Source organism: Actinomadura rugatobispora, from assembly GCF_055379765.1.
This window is the reverse complement of sequence record NZ_AP029191.1, coordinates 6,124,686-6,145,567: the sequence shown is the minus strand read 5'-3', so window position 1 is coordinate 6,145,567 and position 20,882 is coordinate 6,124,686. Positions and strand designations below refer to the sequence as shown.

Here is a 20,882-nt window from a genome sequence, read left to right as displayed (position 1 = left end):
GATCTGGCTCAACGACACGAAGGACGACACAGCGCGCTGGCCACGCGGCGGAGGGCCACAGGGCAACCGAGAGAGATTCGCGCTGGCACGCAGACAAGGACACCCTGGTCACGGGGCATTGTCAAGTCGATCAGAAGAAGATCACCATATGTCCGGAGTTCATGCGTCGGCCACCGCCCTCCGCGAGCATGCGACCGCGACTCACCCCCACGAGAACGGAGACGCCGATGAAGCCGGACCGACGGAGCGTCCTGCGCGGCGGCCTGGCCGCGGGCGCCGGAGCGGCCCTGGGCGGGCTGCTCGGCGGCGGCGCGGCCGCCGCCTCCCCCGGCCTGGTCCGTTCGGGCCGGCCGCTGCTGACGCACGGCGTCCAGACCGGGGACGTCACCGCCCACGAGGCCGTGGTGTGGGCCAGGTCCGACCGCCCCGCGCGCATGATCGTCGACATCGCCCGGCGGCCCGACCTCAAGGACGCCCGGCAGGTCCGCGGCCCCGTCCTGACGCCCGACACCGACCTGACGGGCAAGACGTTCCTGCGCGGCCTGCCCGCCGGCGAGGAACTGCACTTCCGGGTGCGGCTGGCCGACCTCGACCGCGGCTCGGCGCTCTCCGAGGCCGCCACCGGCCGCCTGCGCACCGCGCCGCGGCACCACGCCGACCTCGGCTTCGTCTGGTCGGGCGACCTGGCCGGCCAGGGCTGGGGCATCAACACCGAGCTGGGCGGCTACCGGATCTTCAAGGCCATGGGCGCCCTCGACCCGGACTTCTTCCTGTGCAGCGGCGACCTCGTCTACGCCGACGGCCCGCTCACCGAGACCGTCGCGCTGCCCGACGGCCGCACCTGGCGCAACCTGGTCACCCCGGAGAAGACCAAGGTCGCCGAGACGCTCGCCGAGTACCGCGGCCAGTTCCGGTACAACCTGCACGACGCCAACCTGCGCGCGTTCAACGCGCACGTCCCGATGATCTACCAGTGGGACGACCACGAGGTCACCAACAACTGGTACCCGGGCGAGATCCTCGACCTGCCGCAGTACACCGAGAAGCGCGTGGACGTCCTGGCCGCCCGCGCGCGCAGGGCGATGTTCGAGTACACGCCCACCGCCGTCCAGGCCCCCAAGGACGGCCGCCTCTACCGCCGCATCTCCTACGGGCCGCTGCTGGACGTCTTCGTCCTGGACATGCGCACGCACAAGGACCCGAACGGCCCCAACAACAATGCGTCCCAGACCGAGGGCGTCCTGGGCGCCGACCAACTCGCCTGGCTCAAGCGGGAGCTGCGCCGTTCCAAGGCCACCTGGAAGGTGATGGCGGCCGACCTGCCCATCGGCCTCATCGTCCCGGACGGCTCGGCCGCCCAGGAGGGCATCGCCCAGGGCGACAACGGGGCCCCTCTCGGCCGCGAACGCGAAATCGCCGACCTGCTCTCCTACGCCAAGAAGAACAAGGTCCGCAACATGGTGTGGCTGACGGCGGACGTCCACTACACGGCGGCGCATTACTACGACCCGTCCAAGGCCGCGTTCAAGGACTTCGACCCGTTCTGGGAGTTCGTCACCGGCCCCCTGAACGCCGGCGCCTTCGGCCCCAACAACCTCGAAGGCACCTTCGGCCCCCAGCTCGCCTTCAGGAAGACGCCCCCGCGCGCCAACACCTCCCCCGCCGAGGGCTACCAGTTCTTCGGCGAGGTCGCCATCGACGGCCGTTCCGGCGAGTTCACCGCCCGCCTTCGTGACATCGACGGCAACGCCATTTACTCCAAGTCACTGCAACCCATCCGCTAGGGCCACTGGAAAACCGCCGCTGAACGGCGACCATGGTGACCCGAGGAGGTCGTCATGAACGACTACGTCGTGAGCCTCATCCGCACCTGGGTCCCGGTCGCCGTCGGCGCGGCGCTCACCTGGCTGGCCACGGAGGCGGGCATCGTGCTGGACGACGACACCAGCGCGACCGCCACCGCCGCGGCCGTCGCCGTGGTGACCGCCGCCTACTACGCGGCGGCCCGCGCCATTGAGCAGAAATGGCCGAAGGTGGGCCGCATCATGCTCGCCCTGGGCCTCACCGGCGCCCGAACACCCGCCTACCAGCCGACAACTCCCGCAACTCCCGCACCCCAACCAACCCCCCAACCACCCCCCACCACCTGAGCGGCGACCGGGCGCTCGAGAGAGGCCGGGGCACAAGAGACGAGGACACAAGAGTGACCTGTGAGGCGCTCTCCCTGCGCTGGCATTGTCCAGATCAGGTGCTAGGGGTCGCCTTCCGCCTCGTGCTCATGGCTTCCGGCCTCTCAGCCTTCTCTTCGGTTCCCCTCTCGGAGTTCCTCCGGTCCGGCTCCCTCGCTCGTCTCACAGGCCAGTTACTAATGTAACGCCGCCCGCCATTCCGGAACTTTCGCTTGCCTCCCGTATTGGCAAACATTCCGGAGATCAGGGCGCCGTCAGCATCACGGTTGCGTCGCAGGCCCGGGTTTCACGAGTGGATGACGGGGCCGAGGGTCAGGCCGATCAGATGGATCAGCGCGAGGACGGCGCAGACGGTGACGGCCCTGATGACGTTGGCGCTCAGGCGACCCCGGCGGCGGAGGGGCTCCCCCTCGTCGTAGTAGAAGAGGAAACCTGGCCGGTGGCGGCGGGTGATCGCGGGCGGCATGCGCTCTCCTGTCTCGTCAGAGGTTGAACGCGCGAGAGCGCCGTTCGTAGGTCACGGCGGCCGGATGTGGCTAGGGCGTTTACCAGGCCCGTTTGCACTCTGGGTAGTCATTGGATTACTCTTTGACATGACATGACGGCCCACTTACGGAGGCGCCGTGAGCTTGCCCGCAGAGATGGATCAGGTCGACGTCCACCCCGACGTCCACAGGGCCACGGAGGACGACGAGGAGCAGGTCCTCCGCGGGCTGTACGGGGAACCCGACCCGGACGGGATCTACCGCGGCGAGGAGGTCTCCTGATGGGGACGGCCGACGGGATGCTCGCCGAGGCGCGCGAGTCGCTGGGGCTGTCGGGGCGGCCCAACGTCATCACCCGGGAGTACGCCGAGCGGCACGGCGACGAGTTCCTGGAGGCCGCGTGGTGCGACATGGCCGTCACCTACTGGGCGCGGCGCTCCGACAATGTGGAGGCGGTGCTGCCGGGCGGCGACCGCGCCTACACCGTGTGGCACGCCCAGGACTTCCAGAAGATCGACCGCTGGTTCACGGGGACGACCGAGAACGTCGACGACGCCGAGCCCGGCGACATCGTGTTCTTCGACTGGGGGACGTCCAACACGATCGGCGCCATCGACCACGTGGGGGTCGTGGAGAAGGCCCTCGGCGGGGGCCGCGTCCAGACGATCGAGGCCAACACCGACGACGCGTGCAAGCGGCGGGTGCGGTCGTCGTCGGTGATCGCCGGGTACGGGCGGCCGGACTACGCATCGTCGCACTGGACGGAGGAGATCGTGAAGAAGCTGCCGGAGCTGAGCAGGGGCGCCACCGGCGAGCACGTGCAGACGCTGCGGGCGCTGCTGCTGGCGCGTTCGCATCCGGAGATCGGGGAGGTGGACGGTCCGTTCGACACCGAGGTGGAGCTGGCCGTCCGGGCGGTCCAGGTCTGGGGCCGGGTCACCCCGGACGGGATCGTCGGGCCCCAGACCTGGCCGGTCCTGCTGCGGGTCCACTGAGGTGCGCAGCGGGCTCGCCCGGGATGTGAGCCAGGTCCGGCGGGGTGTGAAAAAGGCCACATCAGGGGCTAGTACACACTTCAACATCGGCATAGGTTCGTAGGGTCGTTCGCCCTCCCGCCCCGGAGGTGGCCCCGATGCCGTGGCCCGACCAGCGCGCTCCGCCCTCAGGGACGTCTCTCCCTGCCAGCCCCACCCCCGAGACGTCCCTGGGAGAACGAATGCCCCGAATCAAGGTCGAGGTCGACGGCGCGATGTACGAGGACGACGTCGAACCCCGGCTCCTGCTCATCCACTACCTGCGCGACCGGCTGGGCAAGGTCGGCACCCCGATCGGCTGCGACACCACCAACTGCGGCGCCTGCACCGTCCTGCTCGACGGGATGAGCGTGAAGAGCTGCTCCCTGCTGGCCGTCCAGGCGGACGGCAGGCAGATCACCACGATCGAAGGGCTCGGCCTCGACGGCGAACGCCACCCGATGCAGCGGGCCTTCCACGAGGAGCACGCGCTGCAGTGCGGCTACTGCACGCCCGGGATGATCCTGGCCTCGATCGACCTGCTCCGGGAGAACGCCGACCCCTCCGACGAGGAGATCCGGGAAGGGCTCGAGGGGAACCTGTGCCGGTGCACCGGCTACCAGAACATCGTCCGCGCGGTGCGCGGCGCGGCGGCGGAGATGCGCGTCCAGGGCGAGGGCCGGCCGGCGGCGGAGCGGGAGGCGACCTCATGACGGTGACCGGCGAGGCGGGCACGGCGGCGCGCGAGGTCGGCTCGCCCCGGCGGCGCACCGAGGACGCGCGGCTCATCACCGGCCGCACCCGGTGGACCGACAACATCCAGCCGCAGGGCACCCTGCACGTGGCGTTCCTGCGCAGCCCGCACGCGCACGCGCGGATCGAGAGCGTCGACGTCGGGCAGGCGCTCGCCCGCCCCGGGGTGGTGGCGGTGCTCACCGGCGCCGACCTCGCCGCCGAGCAGGGCGGCCTGCCGTGCGCGTGGCCGGTCACCGAGGACATGAAGCATCCCGACCATCCGCCGATGGCGGTGGACGAGGTGCGCTACGCGGGCGAACCGGTGGCGTGCGTGGTGGCCCGCGACCGGTACACCGCCGTCGACGCGCTGGAGGAGATCGACGTCGACTACGAGCCGCTGCCCGCGGTGGTCGACATGGAGCGGGCGCAGCGCGGCGACGACGGGCTGGTGCACGCCTCGCTCGGCACCAACGAGAGCTACCGCTGGGTGTTCGAGAACGGCGACGTCGACGCGGCGCTGCGGGACGCGCCGGTGCTGATCGAGCGCCGCTACGTGCAGCAGCGGCTGATCCCGACCGCGATGGAGCCGCGCGCGGTGGTCTGCGTCCCGGAGGGCGACGACTTCACGCTCTACTCGGCGACGCAGATCCCGCACATCCTGCGGCTGATGCTGTCGGTCGTCACCGAGATCCCCGAGCACCGGATCCGGGTGGTCGCGCCGGACGTGGGCGGCGGCTTCGGCTCCAAGCTGCAGGTGTACGGGGAGGAGGTGCTGTGCCTGCTGCTGGCGCGGCGGCTGGGCCGTCCGGTCAAGTGGACCGAGTCGCGCAGCGAGGGCAACATGACCGTCCACCACGGCCGCGACCAGATCCAGCGGCTGACACTCGCGGCCGAGCGCGACGGCCGGATCCGCGGGCTCAAGGTCGACCTGCTGGCCGACATGGGCGCGTACCTGATGCTGGTCACGCCGGGCATCCCGATCCTGGGCGCGTTCATGTTCAACGGCATCTACAAGATGGACGCCTACTCGTTCACGTGCACGGGCATCTTCACCACGAAGACGCCCACGGACGCGTACCGGGGCGCGGGCCGGCCGGAGGCCACCTACGCCATCGAGCGGCTGATGGACGAGCTGGCCGACGAGCTCGGGCTGGACCCGATCGAGGTGCGGCGCCGGAACTGGATCGGGCACGGGGAGTTCCCGTACGAGACGATCGCGGGCCTGACCTACGACTCGGGCAACTACGAGGCGGCGACCGAGCGGGCGCTGGCGCTGTTCGAGTACGACAAGCTGCGCGCCGAGCAGGCTGACCGGCGCGAGCGCCGCGATCCGGTGCAGCTGGGCGTCGGGGTGTCGACGTTCACCGAGATGTGCGGGCTGGCGCCGTCGCGGGTGCTGGGGTCGCTGTCGTACGGGGCGGGCGGCTGGGAGCACGCGTCGGTGCGGGTGCTGCCGTCCGGCAAGGTCGAGGTGGTGACGGGTTCGTCGCCGCACGGCCAGGGCCATGCGACCGCGTGGGCGCAGATCACCGCGGACCGGCTCGGGGTGCCGTTCGAGGACGTGAAGGTGCTGCACGGTGACACCGCGGTCTCCCCGAAGGGAATGGACACCTACGGGTCGCGGTCGCTGGCGGTCGGCGGGATCGCCCTGTACGGCGCCTGCGACAAGGTGATCGAGAAGGCCCGGAAGGTGGCCGCGCACCTGCTGGAGGCCGACGAGGGCGACCTGGAGTTCGACGCGGGGCGGTTCAGCGTGCGCGGCGTCGCCGACGCGGGCCGCACGCTGCAGGAGGTCGCGACGGCGGCGTTCGCCGCGCACGACCTGCCGGACGGCGTCGAGCCGTCGCTGGACGCCGAGTCGACGTTCGACCCGGAGAACTTCTCCTTCCCGCACGGCACCCATCTGTGCGCGGCCGAGGTCGACACCGAGACCGGCATGGTGCGGCTGCGCTCGTACGTCGCGGTCGACGACATCGGCAAGGTCGTCAACCCGCTGATCGTGGAGGGGCAGGTGCACGGCGGGCTGGCGCAGGGCATCGCGCAGGCCCTCTACGAGGAGGCCGTCTACGACGAGGAGGGCAACCTGACGACCACCACGATGGCCGACTACCTGGTGCCGTCGGCGGCCGACCTGCCCGACTTCACCACCGACCGCACCGAGACCCCGGCGACGTCCAACCCGCTCGGGGTGAAGGGCGTCGGCGAGGCCGGCACCATCGCCTCGACCCCGGCCGTGGTGAACGCGATCGTCGACGCGCTGCGCCCCTACGGCGTGAACGACGTCCCGATGCCGTGCACGCCCGAACGGGTGTGGCGGGCGCTGCGGCAGGCAGGAGGTGCGGAGTGATTCCCGCGCGGTTCGAGTACGTGCGCCCCGCCTCGCTCGACGAGGCCGTCTCGGCGCTGGCGGAGGCGGGCGAGGACGCCAAGGCGCTGGCCGGCGGGCAGAGCCTGATGCCGCTGCTGCGGCTGCGGCTGGCCTACCCGGACGCGCTGATCGACCTCGACCGGATCGACCCGCTCCGGGAGATCCGCGACGACGGCGACGCGCTGGTCATCGGCGCGATGGCCACCCACCACCAGGTGGTGCGCGACCCGCTGGTGAACGAGCACGCCCCGCTCATCGCCGAGGCGACGGCGACGGTGGCCGATCCGGCGGTGCGGCATCGCGGCACGTTCGGCGGCTCGCTGGCGCACGCCGACCCGGCGGGCGACCTGCCCGCGGTGGCGGTGGCGCTGGACGCGGTCGTCCTGGTCCGTTCGGTGCGCGGCGAGCGGGAGATCGCGGCGCGTGACTTCTTCGTCGACTGGATGACCTCGGCGATGGAGCCGGACGAGCTGATGGTGAGCGTGCGCGTGCCCAAGCTCGGCCCGGGCTGGGGCGTCCACTACGAGAAGTTCCAGCGGACGGCGCAGGCGTGGGCGGTCGTCGGCGTCGCGTGCGCCGTGCGGCGCGAGCGCGGCGCGATCGAGGACGCCCGGGTGGCCCTGACCAACATGGGCCCCGTCCCGGTGCGGGCGAGCACGGTGGAGGAGTTCATCGCGGGCCGCACGGTGTCGGACGACTCGTTCCGCTCCGCGGCGGAGTCCGCCACCGACGGCACCACCCCGCCCACCGACCTGCACGGCTCCGCCGAGTACCGCAGGCACCTGGCCAAGGTGCTGACCAAACGAGCACTGGCCACCGCCGCCACGGCCTGACCCCGCCGGACCCGCTGTGGTTTCCCGCCACAGCGGGTCCGCCGTCCGCCGCCCCACGTACACGCGACACCACACGACGCTCAGCACCGCGCTACGGCCGGCACCGCATGACGGCCGGCGCCGCGCGATGCCGACGCCACGCGACGACCGACGCCACGCGACCGCCAGCACCACGCGACGACCAGCACCGCGTGACGGGCGGCGGTGCGTGGCGGGCGGGGCGGGCGTGGAGTGTGAGGGGGCGGTGGCCGGGGGGTGTCTGGCGGTGGGAGCGGTCGCGGTCGTAGGGTCACGGACAAGTCCCCCGGATGAGAAGGACCGAACAACATGGAGCTCGACCACGAATTCACCGTCCCGGTGCCGGTGGATCAGGCCTGGTCGGTGCTGCTCGACGTGGAGCGGGTGGCGTCCTGCATGCCGGGCGCGACGCTCGACTCGGTCGAGGGCGAGGAGTACTCCGGCCGCATGAAGGTGAAGGTCGGAGCGATGACCATCACCTATCGGGGCACGGCGCGCATCACCTCCGCCGACGAGTCCGCCCGTACGGTCACGCTGGAGGCCGCCGCGAAGGAGGCCCGGGGTTCGGGCACCGCGTCGGCGACCGTGGTGTCGCAGCTGCACGACGAGGGTGACACCACCCGCGTGACGGTGAAGACCAAGCTGAACGTGACCGGCCGCCCCGCGCAGTTCGGCCGCAACATGCTGTCGGAGGTGGGCGGCAAGCTCATCACCCGGTTCGCTGCGGCGCTCGCCGAGGAGCTGGAGTCGGCGTCGGCTCCCGCCGAGGAGGCCGCTCCGGCGAGCGCTGCCGAGCCGTTCGTACCGCAGCAGCGTCCGGCGAGCCCGGTGGAGTCGACGGCGTCCGATCCGGTCGTGTCGCCGATCCGGCGCCGGCAGGACGACCCCGACGACGCGATCGACCTGTTGGAGGTCGCGGGTCCGTCGCTGGTGAAGCGGGCCGTCCCGGCTCTGGGCGCGCTCGTGGTGCTTCTGCTGCTCATCCGGTTCGTGCGGCGGCGCAAGCGCTGAGACGTGTTTCGATCGCCGGGCCCGCCGGAAGCACAGTCGCAGTCGGGCGACCGGCCTCGCTCGCCTAGGCGAAAGTGCGGGAAAAGGCCGGGTCAACGATCGGGCGGGAGTCGGCCCCGACGGTGGCGGCAGGGCGTCGCGATGCCATCGGCTGGTGTCGTGGACACCATCGAGATTCAGCGGATCGTCGAGGTCGAGGACGACAACTGGTGGTACCGCGAGCGCCGCGCCATCGTCGCCAAGGAGGTGCGGCGCAGCGCCGCGGACCGGGCGGGCGGGCGGGAACGGGCCGTCGACATCGGGGCGGCCGGCGGCGGCAACACCCGCGTGCTGAAGGACCACGGCTGGCGCGCGGTCGCCATCGACAGCTCCGAGACCGCCGTCGACCTCTGCCTGTCCCAGGGCATCGACGCCTACCACGGCGACGCGTGCTTCCTGCCGCTGGCGTCCGGGGAGCAGGACCTGGCGCTGGCGCTGAACGTGCTGGAGCACGTCGAGGACGACCGGGCCGCCGCCGCGGAGATCGCCCGGGTGCTGCGGCCGGGCGGCGAGGTGCTGGTCGCGGTGCCGTGCGACATGACGCTCTGGTCGGCGCACGACGTCGCGCTCGGCCGCGTCCGCCGCTACTCCCGCCAGGCGCTCACCGACCTCTTGGAGGAGGCGGGGCTGGCGGTGGAGCGGCTGTGGAGCTGGAACGTGCTGCTGCGTCCTCTGGTCCGGCTCCGCCGGCACCGCACCGCGCACTGCGAGGACATGGCGCACCTGCACCCGTACATGAACGAGGCGCTGCATCTGGTCACGGCGCTGGAGCGTCTCCTGCCCGTCAAGTCGTGGCCGGGCGTCACCCTCTTCGCCCGCGCCCACCGTCTGTGAGCCCGCGCCGCGCCCGCCGCCGCTAGACGGCGGGCGCGGGGGCGGGCGCGCACGCCGCCAGCGGCGCCGATGCGGACCTGCGCGCCCTCCGCCAGAACTTCACGATGAGGGCGACCTCGAAGAGCAGCAGCAGACCGCCCGCGACGGCGACGGCCTGGAGGGCCAGTCCGGTGAGCGGCCCGACGATGAAGGCGGCCATCTGGAACTCGATGCCGCTCACCAGGTGCATGCGGATGCGGCGGCGCAGCAGGAAGCTGCGGACGCGTGTGTACGCGCCGCGCAGCCGGCCCCCACCGCGCCTCCGCCTCCGAGGACTGGGACCGGGCGGCATCGGCCGGGTGCTCTCCAGGTCGGGTTCGGGCCGTTGCCTCGGCACCCCCGCACCGGACGGTACGTGTGGCGCGTCCGGTCCCGGAGGCATCGCCGTCAGGGCCCGCTGGTTCAGCACCGCCGCCCTGCGGATCGAGCGGCGGGCCTTGGCGAGCTGCGCGCTGTTCAGGTACCGGAACATGTCGAGCGCGAGGATGGCGCAGCCCATCGCCCAGTACACGGCCTGCCCCGTCACGGTGTACAGGCCGTAGGCGAGGGCCAGCGCGCACGCGCCGTCGCGCACCCGGTCCAGCATGTAGTCCAGCCAGGCGCCGAACGGCGACTTGAGCCCCTTCAGCCTGGCGAGCTTGCCGTCGCAGCAGTCCAGGACGAAGCCCACGTGGTACAGCAGCGCGCCCAGCGCCAGCCAGCCGGGCGTGCCCTGGACGAAGCAGCCCGCGGCGCCGAGACCGAGCGCGAACGCGGCGAGGGTGATCTGGCCGGGGGTGACGGCCGTCCGCGAGGCCAGCGAACGGGTCAGCCGGACCGCGACCGGATCGACCAGCAGCACCGTCCACCACGCGTCGCGTTCCTTGCAGACGGCGCGGACCTCTCGCAGCGTGAACGTGGGCATGCGAGCCAGCATGGTGACACTCTGCCACCGCGTACAAGCAGATAGAGATCAACAGACCGGTGGCTGACCCAGAATTGACGTTCCCCCCAACACGCCTTCAGGCGGGCGCGCGGCCCCGCACGCGCACGGTGGTGGCGGCGTCGACGGAGACGGCGTCGCGGATGCTCTCGGCCAGCGCCTCGAACTCGGCGGCGCGGGGCGAGGTCGCCCGGTACCCGAGGCCGATGCGGCGGTTCGGCGCGGGCGCCGCGAAGCGGTGCAGCCGCAGGTTGGGCGCGCGCCGGGTCTCCACCGGCAGCGCCGTCTCCGGCACGAGCGTCACCCCCAGCCCGCCCGACACGAGCTGGACGAGCGTCGCGAGGCTGGTGGCGTACGTGGCGGCCGCGGCCCGGGCGCCGACCTGGCGGCAGACGTCCAGCGCCTGGTCGCGCAGGCAGTGCCCCTCGTTGAGAAGAATCACATCGAGCTCGTTGAGGACGGTGCGCGGGAGGTCGTCGCCGAGGTCGGAGGAGCCGGGGGCGACGAGGACGAAATCCTCGTCGTAGAGGGTGAGTTCGGTCACTCCGGGTAGAGGGGCGGGCAGCGCGATCACGACGACGTCGAGCCGTCCGGCGGTCAGTTCGGCGACGATCTGGTCGGTCTGCTCCTCGTGCACCGTGAGCTCCAGATCCGGGTAGTCGGCGGCCAGCCGGGGCAGCACGACGGGCAGCAGGTAGGGCGCGACGGTGGGGATCACGCCCAGCCGCAGCGGGCCGACCAGCGGGCCGCCCACCGCTCTGACCTCCTCGATCAGCCGGTCGAGCTCGGTCATGACGCGTTCGGCGCGGCGCGCGACCCGCTCGCCGGCGGGGGTCAGCAGGACCTTGCGGGTGGTCCGTTCGACGAGCCGTGTGTGCAAAGTCTCCTCGAGGGCGGCCACGGCGCCCGACAGTGCCGGTTGACTCATCCGCAACGCGGCGGCAGCATCCCGGAAATGTAGATGTTCCGCGAGCGCCAGAAAAGCCCTGAGCTGGGCGATCGTCGGCCTACTGATAGCAAACTCCTATCACCGCGACGCGATAGATCGATTTCTCATTTCACGATAGCCGGTGGCAACCTGACTGCGTCGCGGGCCGTGCCCCAGGGGCCCCGCCCGTCACTCGCACCCCAGAGGGTGACCCAACACGTGCAGAAGCGAAGGAGCCTACGTGCTTACTGTCGGTGACCAGTTCCCCGAGTACGAACTCACCGCCTGCGTCTCGCTGGACGCGGACAACGCCTTCGAGACGATCAACCACAAGTCCTACGAGGGCAAGTGGCGCGTGGTGTTCTTCTGGCCGAAGGACTTCACCTTCATCTGTCCCACCGAGATCGCCGAGTTCGGCCGCCTGAACGAGGAGTTCGCCGACCGCGACGCCCAGGTCCTGGGCGCCTCGGTCGACAACGAGTTCGTCCACTTCGCCTGGCGCAAGGACCACCCGGACCTGCGCGAGCTGCCGTTCCCGATGCTGTCGGACCTCAAGCGCGAGCTCAGCGAGGCCCTGGGCATCCTCACCGCGGACGGCGTCGCCCAGCGCGCCACCTTCATCGTCGACCCGAACAACGAGATCCAGTTCGCGATGGTGACCGCCGGGTCCGTGGGCCGGAACGTCAAGGAGGTCCTGCGGGTCCTGGACGCGCTGCAGAGCGACGAGCTCTGCCCGTGCAACTGGAACAAGGGCGAGGACACCCTGAACGCCACCAAGCTGATGGCCGGGGTCTGATCCCGCGCCACGAGCGGGCATCACGGCCAGCACGCAGCACGCAGAGCAGTACGGCGGCCGGTCGCGACGGGGGAACGCCGCGGCCGGCCTTCCGCATGAAGGGACACGAAAGACAGTGAGCGTCGACGCGCTGAAGGGCGCCCTGCCGGGTTACGCCAAGGACACCAAGCTCAACCTGGGCTCGGTCACGAGCACCTCCCAGCTGTCGGAGCAGCAGCTCTGGGGCACCGTGCTGGCCTGCGCGCTGGCCACCCGGAGCACCCGGGTCATCGCCGAGCTGGCCGAGGAGGCGGGCGACTACCTGTCCGCCGAGGCGTTCGAGGCCGCCAAGGCCGCCGCCTCGATCATGGCCATGAACAACGTCTACTACCGCGCCACCCACCTCATCGGCGACGACGCCTACGCCACCCTGCCGGCCAGGCTGCGCATGTCGGTGATCGGCAAGCCGGGCGTGGAGAAGCTCGACTTCGAGCTGTGGTGCCTGGCCGTGTCGGCGATCAACGGCTGCGGCCGTTGCCTGGAGTCGCACGAGAAGGTGCTGCGCGACGGCGGCCTGTCGCGCGAGCTGATCCAGGAGGCGCTGCGGATCGCCGCGGTGGTCAACGCCACCGCCGCCACCCTGGACGCCGAGGCTGTGCTCACCCAGCCCACCACCCCGGGACCCGATACCGCCCTCACTCCCGCCCCCGCCGCCGTCTGACACCGGCCGGCCCGCCCCTGCGGGACCGGCACCGGCGAACCGAAGGCCCGGGTGGACCACCACCCGGGCCTTCGCACGTCCGAACCGTCACTCCCACTCGATGGTGCCGGGCGGCTTGCTGGTGACGTCGACCACGACGCGGTTGACCTCGCGGACCTCGTTGGTGATCCGGGTGGAGATCCGCTGCAGCACCTCGTACGGCAGCCGGGCCCAGTCGGCCGTCATCGCGTCCTCGCTGGTCACCGGGCGCAGCACCACCGGGTGGCCGTACGTGCGGCCGTCGCCCTGCACCCCGACCGAGCGGACGTCGGCCAGCAGCACCACCGGGAACTGCCAGATGTCGCGGTCGAGGCCCGCCCGGGTCAGCTCCTCGCGGGCGATCGCGTCGGCGTCGCGCAGGATCTCCAGCCGCTCCCGGGAGACCGCGCCGATGATCCGGATGCCCAGCCCCGGGCCCGGGAACGGCTGCCGCCACACGATCTCGGCGGGCAGCCCGAGCTGCTCGCCCAGCGCCCGCACCTCGTCCTTGAACAGCGACCGCAGCGGCTCGACCAGCTTGAACTGGAGGTCGTCGGGGAGCCCGCCCACGTTGTGGTGCGACTTGATGTTGGCGGCGCCGGTGCCGCCGCCGGACTCGACGACGTCCGGGTAGAGCGTGCCCTGCACCAGGAACTCCACCGGCTCACCGGCGGATTCGCCCACCACCGCCCGCGCGGCCTCCTCGAAGACGCGGATGAACTCCCGGCCGATGATCTTGCGCTTGGCCTCCGGGTCGGTCACCCCGTCCAGCGCGGCCAGGAACCGCTCCTGGGCGTCCACCACGTGCAGGTTGACGCCGGTCGCGGCGACGAAGTCCTTCTCGACCTGCTCGGCCTCGCCCTTGCGCAGCAGCCCGTGGTCGACGAACACGCAGGTCAGCTGGTCGCCGATGGCGCGCTGGACGAGCGCCGCCGCCACCGCCGAGTCGACCCCGCCCGACAGCGCGCAGATCGCCCGCTTGTCGCCGACCTGGGCGCGCACCGCGTCGATCGACTCCTCGGCGATGTTGACCATGGTCCAGCTGGGACGGCAGCCCGCGCCCTCGTACAGGAAGCGGCGCAGGATCTCCATGCCGTGCTCGGTGTGCAGCACCTCGGGGTGGAACTGGACGCCGTAGAAGCCGCGCACGCGGTCCTCCATGCCGGCCACCGGGGTCACCTCGGTGGCCGCGGTGACCAGGAAGCCGTCCGGGGCGCGGCTGACGAAGTCGCGGTGCGACATCCACACCGCCTGCTCGCCCGGCAGCCCGGCGAACAGCGTCCCGGGGGCGGCCACGGCGATCGTGGCGCCGCCGTACTCGGCGACGTCGGAGTTCTCCACCGTGCCGCCGAGGGCCTGCGCCATCACCTGGTGCCCGTAGCAGATGCCGAACGTGGGCACGCCCAGGTCGAACAGGCCGTCGGGGGCGGCCGGGGCGCCCTCCTCGTACACCGAGGCGGGACCGCCCGACAGGATGATCGCCTTCGGCCCCTTGGCGAGCATCTCGGCCGCCGGCATGGTGGACGGCACGATCTCGCTGTACACATGGCACTCGCGCACCCGGCGCGCGATCAGCTGCGCGTACTGCGCGCCGAAGTCGACGACGAGGACGGTGTCGAAGGACTGGTCTACGGCCACCAAGGACGCCTTTCGAATGGGTGGAGGTGTTCCAGTCTATGGGCGCCCGCGGCCTGCGACGATGCGCGCCCCCGGCCCCGCATTGAGTCACGGATTGTGTCTGATCGGTAACGTTCCGCCTATTTTTGGCCTGCCGCACTCCGCGAGGCCGTTGCATTCTGATACCAATCAGACACGTTCCGTGTTCGATCATCACCCGGGAGTGCCGTGAAGCCGTTCGCCGCAGCCGTCACGCTGATCGCCGCCCTCGTGCCCGCCGTTCCGGCCGGCACGGCCACCGTCCAGGGGCCCCCGGCGGGTCCCGGCCCGGTGCAGGCCCCCGGGCCCGGCAAGGCTCCGGGGTCCGGGCACGAGCCGGGGGTGCGGCGGCTGGCGAGCGCCCGCGACTGCCCGCCGGCCGGCGCACGGTTGCGTTCTCGCGATACGGACCCGCACGGAACGCATGACGACGGGCACGGGCACGGCCACGACCATGGGCATGGGGGCGACCGCGCGCACGAAAAGGTCCGCGAGGGCGGGCGCAACGATCTGACGCCCGCCGAGGCGCACTCCGTCGAACGCGAGTTGCAGTCGATCCTGGCCGGGCTCGGGTTGGGGAAGCCCGGGGCGCCCCAGCCAGGGGCCGCCCAACCCGGGGCTGCCCAGCCCGATCCGCAGGCCGCCCGCCGCAAGGCGCCGAGGGTGACCGTCCCGGTCTACTTCCACGTCCTGCACGACGGCCCGACCGGCAACCTGTCCAACGACGACATCCGCCGCCAGATCCAGTCGCTGAACGACGCGCACGGCGGCAAGGGCGCCGGCGCCGACACCGGCTTCGCGTTCGCCCTCCACGGCGTGACCCGCACCGACAACGCCACCTGGTACGGCGACCCCGAGCGCCACGAGCAGACGTTCAAGACCAAGCTCCGCAAGGGCGGCGCGGGCACGCTCAACCTCTACAGCGCCGACATGGGCGAGGCGATGCTCGGCTGGTCCACTTTCCCCTGGTCGTACCGGGCCAACCCGAAGATGGACGGCGTCATCATCCACCCGGAGAGCATGCCGCACGGCTCGATCGAGAACTTCAACCTGGGCCACACCGCGACCCACGAGATCGGCCACTGGCTGGGGCTTTACCACACCTTCCAGGACGGCTGCGCCGGCGACGGCGACCGCGTCGCCGACACCCCGGCCGAGCGCGACCCCACCAACGGCTGCCCCGCGGACAAGGACACCTGCCCGGCGGTCGGGGCCGACCCCGTCCACAACTACATGGACTACGCGTTCGACGACTGCATGAACCAGTTCACCAAGGGCCAGGGCGACAGGATGCACCTGGTGTGGACGGCCTACCGCCGCTGATACGCGGCCAGCAGCGGGGCGGCGTCGTCCTCCGGGAGGTGGCGGACGGCCTCGCGGAGGGTCACACCCGAGATCCGGCCGGTGCGCGGCTCCACCCAGTCGCGCACCCAGGCCGGATCCTTCTTCGACAGCTCGCGCAGGACCCAGCCGAGGGCCTTGCGGATGAAGAAGCCGGTCTCCTCGATGAGGGCGTCCCCGTAGCGGGAGACGCGGTCCAGGTCGGGGTGCCCGGCGCGGACGCCCGGGAGCAGCGCCAGGAGCGCGGTCCGCCTGATCCAGGGGTACGGGTCGCCCGCCCAGGCGTCCAGGACGGCGGCGAGGTCCGGGAAGCGGACGACCAGGGCTCCGACGACCTTCTCGGCCAGGATGTCGACGTACACCCAGCTGCCCGAGTCACGGATCATGCTCTCGGCGACGGTCAGGTCGCCGGGCTCCAGCACGTCCACGCGCCGGACCAGGACCTCGATGGCCGCGACCCGGGCCTCGTGGACGGGACGGCCGCCGTCGGTCTCCCCCCACAGGGAGGCGGCCAGGGCGAGGAGGTCCGCGCGTGCGGGACGGGTCCGCACGGCGGAGCGGGCGGTCTTGCGGATGGCGGGCACCGGCACGCCGAAGTGGACGAAGTCGCTTTTCAGATAGCGCTTCTCGTACTCCGCGCGGTCCCGCGCGCCCTGCTCGCGCAGTTCGGCGACGATCCGGGAGGTCTCCTCGGCGACGGCGTCCATGGGGTCACGGTACGGCCCGCCGGCGGCGGCGTCCTACGTGATGCCGACGATGGGGAGGCGCAGGGCCTCCGGCGCGCCGGCGGGGACGACCGGGTTCTTCGGGGCCACGGCCGCGACCCGCCGGTACGCGGCGCCCAGCGCGGGCCGCGGGTCCTCGCCTCCCTTGTCGGGCCAGAACGACATCGCGCGCTCCGCCTGCGCCGTGATGGTGAGGGACGGGTTCACGCCCAGGTTGGCCGAGACCGCCGAGCCGTCCACGATGTGCAGGCCGGGGTGGCCGTAGACGCGGTGGTAGGGGTCGATGACGCCCGTGTCGGGAGAGTCGCCGATGACGCAGCCGCCCAGGAAGTGGGCGGTCATCGGCACGTCGAACAGGTCGCCCCAGGACCCTCCCGGCATCCCGCCGGTCTCCTCGGCGAGCAGCCGCACGGCCGCGTGGCCCACCGGGATCCAGGTGGGGTTGGGCTCGCCGTGCCCGCGCACGGCGCGCACGTCCCATCCGAACGGGCCCCGCCTCGGCTCCAGGGTGATGGAGTTGTCGCGGTTCTGCATGACGAGGGCGATGACGGTCCGTTCGGACCAGGTGCGCACGTCCAGGAGCTGGAGCAGGTCCCGGGGACGGCGCGCGACGTGCCGCGCGAACTTCGCCAGGCGCGGCGTGCGGCGTTCGCCGGGCCGGTCGCCGTCCACCAGCACGTCCCGTACGTCCCGGCGGCGAACACCACCTGCCCTGCGGTGAACGCCTTGCGATCGCGCCCGAACGAGCCGGTCCGCACGATGTCCACGCGGTACCCGCCGCCGCCGTCGCCCAGCGGGGTCACGCGGGTGACGCGGCTGAGCGGCATGATCCGGGCCCCGGCCTTCTCCGCCAGGTAGAGGTAGTTCTCGGTGAGCATGTTCTTGGCGCCGTGGCGGCAGCCGACCATGCACTCGCCGCACTCGGTGCAGCCCCGGCGGCGCGGCCCGGCCCCGCCGAAGTACGGGTCGTCGCTCTCCACGCCGGGCCCGTCCCCGAAGTGCACGCCGACCGGGGTGCGGACGAACGTCCCGGCCTTGCCCATCCGCTCGGCGACCTTCCGGATCGCCCTGTCGGCGTCGGTGACGGTGGGGTTCTGGACGACGCCGAGCATCCGCCCGGCCTGGTCGTAGTAGGGGGCGAGATCGTCCCGCCAGTCGGTGATGTGGGCCCACTGCCGGTCCTGGAAGAACGGCTCGGGCGGCACGTACAGGGTGTTGGCGTAGTTGAGCGAGCCGCCGCCGACGCCCGCGCCCGCCAGCACCATGACGCGGCTGGCCCTGGCGCCGCGGATCAGGTGGATCCGCTGGATGCCGGTGAGGCCGAGCGCCGGCGCCCACAGGTACCGGGACACCTTCCAGTTCGTCTCGGGCAGCCCGGGGTGGCGTCCGCCGGGCGCGACGCCAGGCGTGGCACCGGCCCGGACACGGGCCCCTTGCCGGGACGCGCCGGTGTCGAAGCGGCGGCCCGCCTCGACCACCGCGACCCGGTAGCCCTTCTCCGTCAGCCGCAGCGCCGCGACGGCGCCGCCGAACCCCGACCCGACCACGAGCACGTCGAAGTCGTACCGCACGCCCATCCCGCTCCCGCCGTCCCGCGCTACTTGACGCGCATCCGCTTCATCGCCTTGATCCCGGAGGTCATGACGTCGGCGAACCGGGCGTACGACAGCGAGCCGGGCGGCTCCAGGTCGGCGATGTGCTGGCTGGCGATGGTCTGCGCCTCGGTGAACTTCAGCAGGCCCTCGGCGCCGTGCCGGCGGCCGACCCCCGACTGCTTCATGCCGCCCATGGGGGCGTCGTAGGAGGCGTACGCGGCGCCGAACCCGTCGTTGACGTTGACCGTCCCCGCCTGGATACGGGCGGCGACGCGGCGGCCCCGGGCGGCGTTCTTGGTCCAGACGGAGGCGTTGAGGCCGTACTCGGTGTCGTTGGCGCGCTCGACGGCCTCGTCCTCGCTCGCGACCTTGTAGACGGCCACGACGGGCCCGAACGTCTCGTTCGCGCACAGGTCCATGTCGGCGGTCACGTCGGTGAGGACGGTCGGCTCGAAGAACAGCGGGCCGAGGTCGGGACGGGCGTTGCCGCCCGCCAGCACGGTCGCGCCCGCCTCGACGGCCTGGCCGACGTGCCTGGTGACGGCCTCCAGCTGGCGCGGGTAGGTGAGCGAACCCATCTCCACGTCGAAGTCGAGCTCGGCGCCGAGGCGCATGCCGTTCACCAGGTCGGCGAAGCGCGGCACGAACCGGTCGTAGACGGCGGCGTGCACGTACATCCGCTCGATGGAGATGCACAGCTGGCCCGCGTTGGTGAAGCAGGCGCGCAGGGCGCCGCGGGCGGCGCGCTCGACGTCGGCGTCGTCCAGGACGATCATCGGGTTCTTGCCGCCGAGTTCGAGCGAGTAGCCGACCAGGCGGGGCGCGACCTTCTCGGCGATGGCCCGGCCGCCGCGGGTGGAGCCGGTGAACGAGACGTAGTCGGCCTGCTCGATCAGCGGGTCGCCGATCTCGGCGGGCTCGCCGACGACGATCTGCCACAGGTGGCGCGGCAGCCCGAGCGAGACCAGCAGGTCCAGGACCCAGAGGCTGGACAGGCAGGTCTGGGTGTCCGGCTTGTGGACGACGGCGTTCCCGGCCATCAGCGCGGGGGCGATGTCGCTGGCGCCGAGCGCGAACGGGTAGTTCCAGGGCGCGATGAGGGCGACCACGCCCTTGGGGTGGCGCAGTTCCTGGACGCGGGTGAGGCCGGGCATCATGCCCTGCCGGCGCTTGGGCTTGAGCAGGCCGGGGGCGCGGCGCGCGTAGTACAGCGAGCACAGCGCCACGTCGAGGAACTCCTCCAGCGCGTGCCGGCGGGCCTTGCCCGTTTCGAGCTGGATGACGTCCAGGATCTCGTCGCGCCGCTCGACCAGCGCGTCGGCCAGCCGCAGGAAGGGCTTGGCACGCTCGCCGGGGGACAGCTTCGCCCAGGCGCGCTGGGCCTCCCGCGCGCGCTCGTGGGCGCGGCGCACGTCGTCGGCGCTCGACAGCGGGACGGTGGCGAGGTCCTCGCCGGTGAACGGGGTGGGGATGGTGGTCGATTCGGCGCCGCCCGCGACGATGTGGGAGGTCAGCCGCTCGATCAGGGGTGGGGGGGAGCCGATACGCCGCCGCGCCTTGGGCGGGGACCGTCGGGGATGCCATGCGAGCACACTATGACCCCCTGGCCATGTCTGGCTACCCGCAAGTAATGGGGCTTTTCTGGTGATCTGTCGCACGGCGATTTCCCCAAGTCGCGGACCGACCGGCCCCTTCCGGTGTATTCCGGAAGGTGAACGGACCAGGGCGGTGGCACCGGCCGGTCCGGGGTGTATCGCTGCCGCCCGCCCCGGCCCGGCGCTCCGCCGCGCGAGAAAGGTGGCTACATGATCGACGCCCAGTACAGGGGCGCCGACCCGGGCGAGGGCGGCGGCACCAGCGGCGGCGCGTCCGACCCAGGAACGGCCGGCACCGGCACGACCGGTAAGAACACGACCGAGACCGACACGACCACGAGCGGCACGAGCGCGAACGGCGGCGGGACGCGGCGGGAGCGGCGCGAGCGCACCAGGGCGGCGCTGCTCGGCGCGGCCCAGCGCCTCTGGGCCGAACGCGGCATCCACGGCGCCTCCCTCGACGACGTCGCCGCCGAGGCGGGACTCACCAAGGGCGCCGTCTACTCCAACTTCACCGGCAAGACCGATCTGCTGCTGGCCCTGCTGGAACGCTGGACCGGCGCCGGCATCGGCACCGAGACCTACACCGAACTCACCGGCACCGAACTCACCGGCACCGAACTCACCGGCACCGAACTCACCGGCGCCCGGCCGGCCGGGAACTCCCACTCCCCCGAGGAACGCTTCGACCGCGCCGGGGACGCCTACGCCCGCCGCATGTCCGGTGAGGGCGCCCGGCTCGCGGCACTGCTGCTGGTGGAGTTCTGGCTGTACGGCATGCGCGACGGCCAGGCGGGCGAGCGGCTCTCCGGCTGGTACGCCGAGCGCCGCGCCGGCCTCGCCGAGGACCTGCGCGACGCCGACGGCGTCACGGCCGCCGACCGTGCCGCGCTGGCCGTCGCGCTCGACTTCGGCCTGGCCATGCAGCACCTGCTCGACCCCGGCCGGGTCCCCGCCGAGCTGTACGCGCACGGCATGCGGCTCGTCCTCGGCAAGGCCGTGGCCTGACGGTCCCGCGCGAACCCCGCCGCGCGGGCCCGTC

General features: G+C 72.1%; 19 protein-coding genes and 1 pseudogene. 13 read left to right on the top strand and 7 right to left on the bottom strand.

Annotated elements, in window-relative coordinates; all coding sequences use genetic code 11:
- The first annotated feature begins 227 nt into the window (after positions 1-227).
- Both ACZ466_RS27615 and ACZ466_RS27610 read left to right on the top strand, forming a co-directional pair.
- The gene (locus ACZ466_RS27615) at positions 228-1,784 is read left to right on the top strand and encodes an alkaline phosphatase D family protein (RefSeq protein ID WP_378282751.1); all 1,557 of its coding nucleotides are present in this window, start codon (positions 228-230) and stop codon (positions 1,782-1,784) included.
- A 54-nt stretch (positions 1,785-1,838) separates the two neighbouring features.
- Positions 1,839-2,150, top strand: coding sequence for a hypothetical protein (locus ACZ466_RS27610; protein WP_378282752.1), 312 nt, complete (start codon positions 1,839-1,841; stop codon positions 2,148-2,150).
- Between the two features lie 325 nt (positions 2,151-2,475).
- On the opposite strand, the gene ACZ466_RS27605 is transcribed toward ACZ466_RS27610, so the two are convergent.
- Positions 2,476-2,655 carry a hypothetical protein gene (locus ACZ466_RS27605; RefSeq protein ID WP_378282753.1) on the bottom strand — a complete coding sequence of 60 codons (180 nt, stop codon included), beginning with the start codon at positions 2,653-2,655 and terminating at the stop codon, positions 2,476-2,478.
- 157 nt (positions 2,656-2,812) lie between these two features.
- Between ACZ466_RS27605 and ACZ466_RS27600 the strand changes: the two genes are divergently transcribed.
- From ACZ466_RS27600 to ACZ466_RS27570, 7 genes are all read left to right on the top strand, one after another.
- The gene (locus ACZ466_RS27600) at positions 2,813-2,956 is read left to right on the top strand and encodes a hypothetical protein (RefSeq protein WP_378282754.1); all 144 of its coding nucleotides are present in this window, start codon (positions 2,813-2,815) and stop codon (positions 2,954-2,956) included.
- Complete coding sequence (locus tag ACZ466_RS27595; protein ID WP_378282755.1) at positions 2,956-3,669, top strand: CHAP domain-containing protein; 714 nt, start codon at positions 2,956-2,958, stop codon at positions 3,667-3,669. Before ACZ466_RS27600 ends, ACZ466_RS27595 begins: the two co-directional genes overlap by 1 nt.
- 221 nt (positions 3,670-3,890) lie before the next feature.
- Positions 3,891-4,400, top strand: a complete 510-nt coding sequence (locus ACZ466_RS27590; protein ID WP_378282756.1) for a (2Fe-2S)-binding protein — start codon at positions 3,891-3,893, stop codon at positions 4,398-4,400.
- Positions 4,397-6,769, top strand: a complete 2,373-nt coding sequence (locus ACZ466_RS27585) for a xanthine dehydrogenase family protein molybdopterin-binding subunit (protein WP_378282757.1) — start codon at positions 4,397-4,399, stop codon at positions 6,767-6,769. Before ACZ466_RS27590 ends, ACZ466_RS27585 begins: the two co-directional genes overlap by 4 nt.
- On the top strand, positions 6,766-7,623 hold the full coding sequence (locus tag ACZ466_RS27580) for an FAD binding domain-containing protein (protein ID WP_464043991.1): 858 nt from the start codon (positions 6,766-6,768) through the stop codon (positions 7,621-7,623). Before ACZ466_RS27585 ends, ACZ466_RS27580 begins: the two co-directional genes overlap by 4 nt.
- A gap of 327 nt (positions 7,624-7,950) precedes the next feature.
- Positions 7,951-8,652 (top strand): SRPBCC family protein, encoded by a 702-nt coding sequence (locus ACZ466_RS27575; RefSeq protein ID WP_378284793.1) that lies wholly within the window; start codon positions 7,951-7,953, stop codon positions 8,650-8,652.
- 159 nt (positions 8,653-8,811) lie between these two features.
- Positions 8,812-9,525 carry a class I SAM-dependent methyltransferase gene (locus ACZ466_RS27570; RefSeq protein WP_378284794.1) on the top strand — a complete coding sequence of 238 codons (714 nt, stop codon included), beginning with the start codon at positions 8,812-8,814 and terminating at the stop codon, positions 9,523-9,525.
- A gap of 22 nt (positions 9,526-9,547) precedes the next feature.
- Here the strand turns inward: ACZ466_RS27570 and ACZ466_RS27565 are convergent, their stop codons facing one another.
- Together ACZ466_RS27565 and ACZ466_RS27560 are read right to left on the bottom strand one after the other, a co-directional pair.
- Positions 9,548-10,468 carry a CDP-alcohol phosphatidyltransferase family protein gene (locus tag ACZ466_RS27565; protein WP_378284795.1) on the bottom strand — a complete coding sequence of 307 codons (921 nt, stop codon included), beginning with the start codon at positions 10,466-10,468 and terminating at the stop codon, positions 9,548-9,550.
- 97 nt (positions 10,469-10,565) lie between these two features.
- Entirely contained in the window at positions 10,566-11,486 is a 921-nt protein-coding gene (locus tag ACZ466_RS27560) for a LysR substrate-binding domain-containing protein (protein ID WP_464044027.1), read from the bottom strand.
- A gap of 169 nt (positions 11,487-11,655) precedes the next feature.
- Between ACZ466_RS27560 and ACZ466_RS27555 the strand changes: the two genes are divergently transcribed.
- On the top strand, positions 11,656-12,210 hold the full coding sequence (locus ACZ466_RS27555; RefSeq protein WP_378284796.1) for a peroxiredoxin: 555 nt from the start codon (positions 11,656-11,658) through the stop codon (positions 12,208-12,210).
- A 115-nt stretch (positions 12,211-12,325) separates the two neighbouring features.
- A complete protein-coding gene (gene ahpD / locus ACZ466_RS27550; RefSeq protein ID WP_378284797.1) occupies positions 12,326-12,910 on the top strand; it encodes a carboxymuconolactone decarboxylase family protein in 585 nt (194 codons plus the stop codon).
- Between the two features lie 87 nt (positions 12,911-12,997).
- Here ahpD and guaA read toward each other — a convergent pair whose 3' ends face one another.
- A complete protein-coding gene (gene guaA, locus ACZ466_RS27545; RefSeq protein ID WP_378284798.1) occupies positions 12,998-14,566 on the bottom strand; it encodes a glutamine-hydrolyzing GMP synthase in 1,569 nt (522 codons plus the stop codon).
- 207 nt (positions 14,567-14,773) lie between these two features.
- Here guaA and ACZ466_RS27540 point away from each other — a divergent pair, with 207 nt between their 5' ends.
- Complete coding sequence (locus ACZ466_RS27540; RefSeq protein WP_378284799.1) at positions 14,774-15,907, top strand: zinc metalloprotease; 1,134 nt, start codon at positions 14,774-14,776, stop codon at positions 15,905-15,907.
- Here the strand turns inward: ACZ466_RS27540 and ACZ466_RS27535 are convergent.
- From ACZ466_RS27535 to ACZ466_RS27525, 3 genes and pseudogenes are all read right to left on the bottom strand, one after another.
- Positions 15,895-16,632 (bottom strand): DNA alkylation repair protein, encoded by a 738-nt coding sequence (locus tag ACZ466_RS27535; RefSeq protein ID WP_378284800.1) that lies wholly within the window; start codon positions 16,630-16,632, stop codon positions 15,895-15,897. The genes ACZ466_RS27540 and ACZ466_RS27535 overlap by 13 nt on opposite strands.
- A gap of 33 nt (positions 16,633-16,665) precedes the next feature.
- Positions 16,666-18,227 (bottom strand): annotated as a pseudogene (locus tag ACZ466_RS27530) (FAD-dependent oxidoreductase).
- Positions 18,228-18,247: 20 nt separating this feature from the next.
- Positions 18,248-19,837 carry a succinic semialdehyde dehydrogenase gene (locus ACZ466_RS27525; protein ID WP_464043990.1) on the bottom strand — a complete coding sequence of 530 codons (1,590 nt, stop codon included), beginning with the start codon at positions 19,835-19,837 and terminating at the stop codon, positions 18,248-18,250.
- Between the two features lie 213 nt (positions 19,838-20,050).
- Here ACZ466_RS27525 and ACZ466_RS27520 point away from each other — a divergent pair, with 213 nt between their 5' ends.
- Entirely contained in the window at positions 20,051-20,848 is a 798-nt protein-coding gene (locus ACZ466_RS27520; protein ID WP_378284802.1) for a TetR/AcrR family transcriptional regulator, read from the top strand.
- The last annotated feature ends 34 nt before the right edge of the window (positions 20,849-20,882 follow it).

Coding starts and splice junctions, on each gene's coding strand:
- ACZ466_RS27615 (WP_378282751.1), top strand. CDS start 228: ATGAAGCCGGACCGACGGAGCGTCCTGCGCGGCGGCCTGGCCGCGGGC.
- ACZ466_RS27610 (WP_378282752.1), top strand. CDS start 1,839: ATGAACGACTACGTCGTGAGCCTCATCCGCACCTGGGTCCCGGTCGCC.
- ACZ466_RS27605 (WP_378282753.1), bottom strand. CDS start 2,655: ATGCCGCCCGCGATCACCCGCCGCCACCGGCCAGGTTTCCTCTTCTAC.
- ACZ466_RS27595 (WP_378282755.1), top strand. CDS start 2,956: ATGGGGACGGCCGACGGGATGCTCGCCGAGGCGCGCGAGTCGCTGGGG.
- ACZ466_RS27590 (WP_378282756.1), top strand. CDS start 3,891: ATGCCCCGAATCAAGGTCGAGGTCGACGGCGCGATGTACGAGGACGAC.
- ACZ466_RS27585 (WP_378282757.1), top strand. CDS start 4,397: ATGACGGTGACCGGCGAGGCGGGCACGGCGGCGCGCGAGGTCGGCTCG.
- ACZ466_RS27575 (WP_378284793.1), top strand. CDS start 7,951: ATGGAGCTCGACCACGAATTCACCGTCCCGGTGCCGGTGGATCAGGCC.
- ACZ466_RS27565 (WP_378284795.1), bottom strand. CDS start 10,468: ATGCCCACGTTCACGCTGCGAGAGGTCCGCGCCGTCTGCAAGGAACGC.
- ACZ466_RS27535 (WP_378284800.1), bottom strand. CDS start 16,632: ATGGACGCCGTCGCCGAGGAGACCTCCCGGATCGTCGCCGAACTGCGC.
- ACZ466_RS27520 (WP_378284802.1), top strand. CDS start 20,051: ATGATCGACGCCCAGTACAGGGGCGCCGACCCGGGCGAGGGCGGCGGC.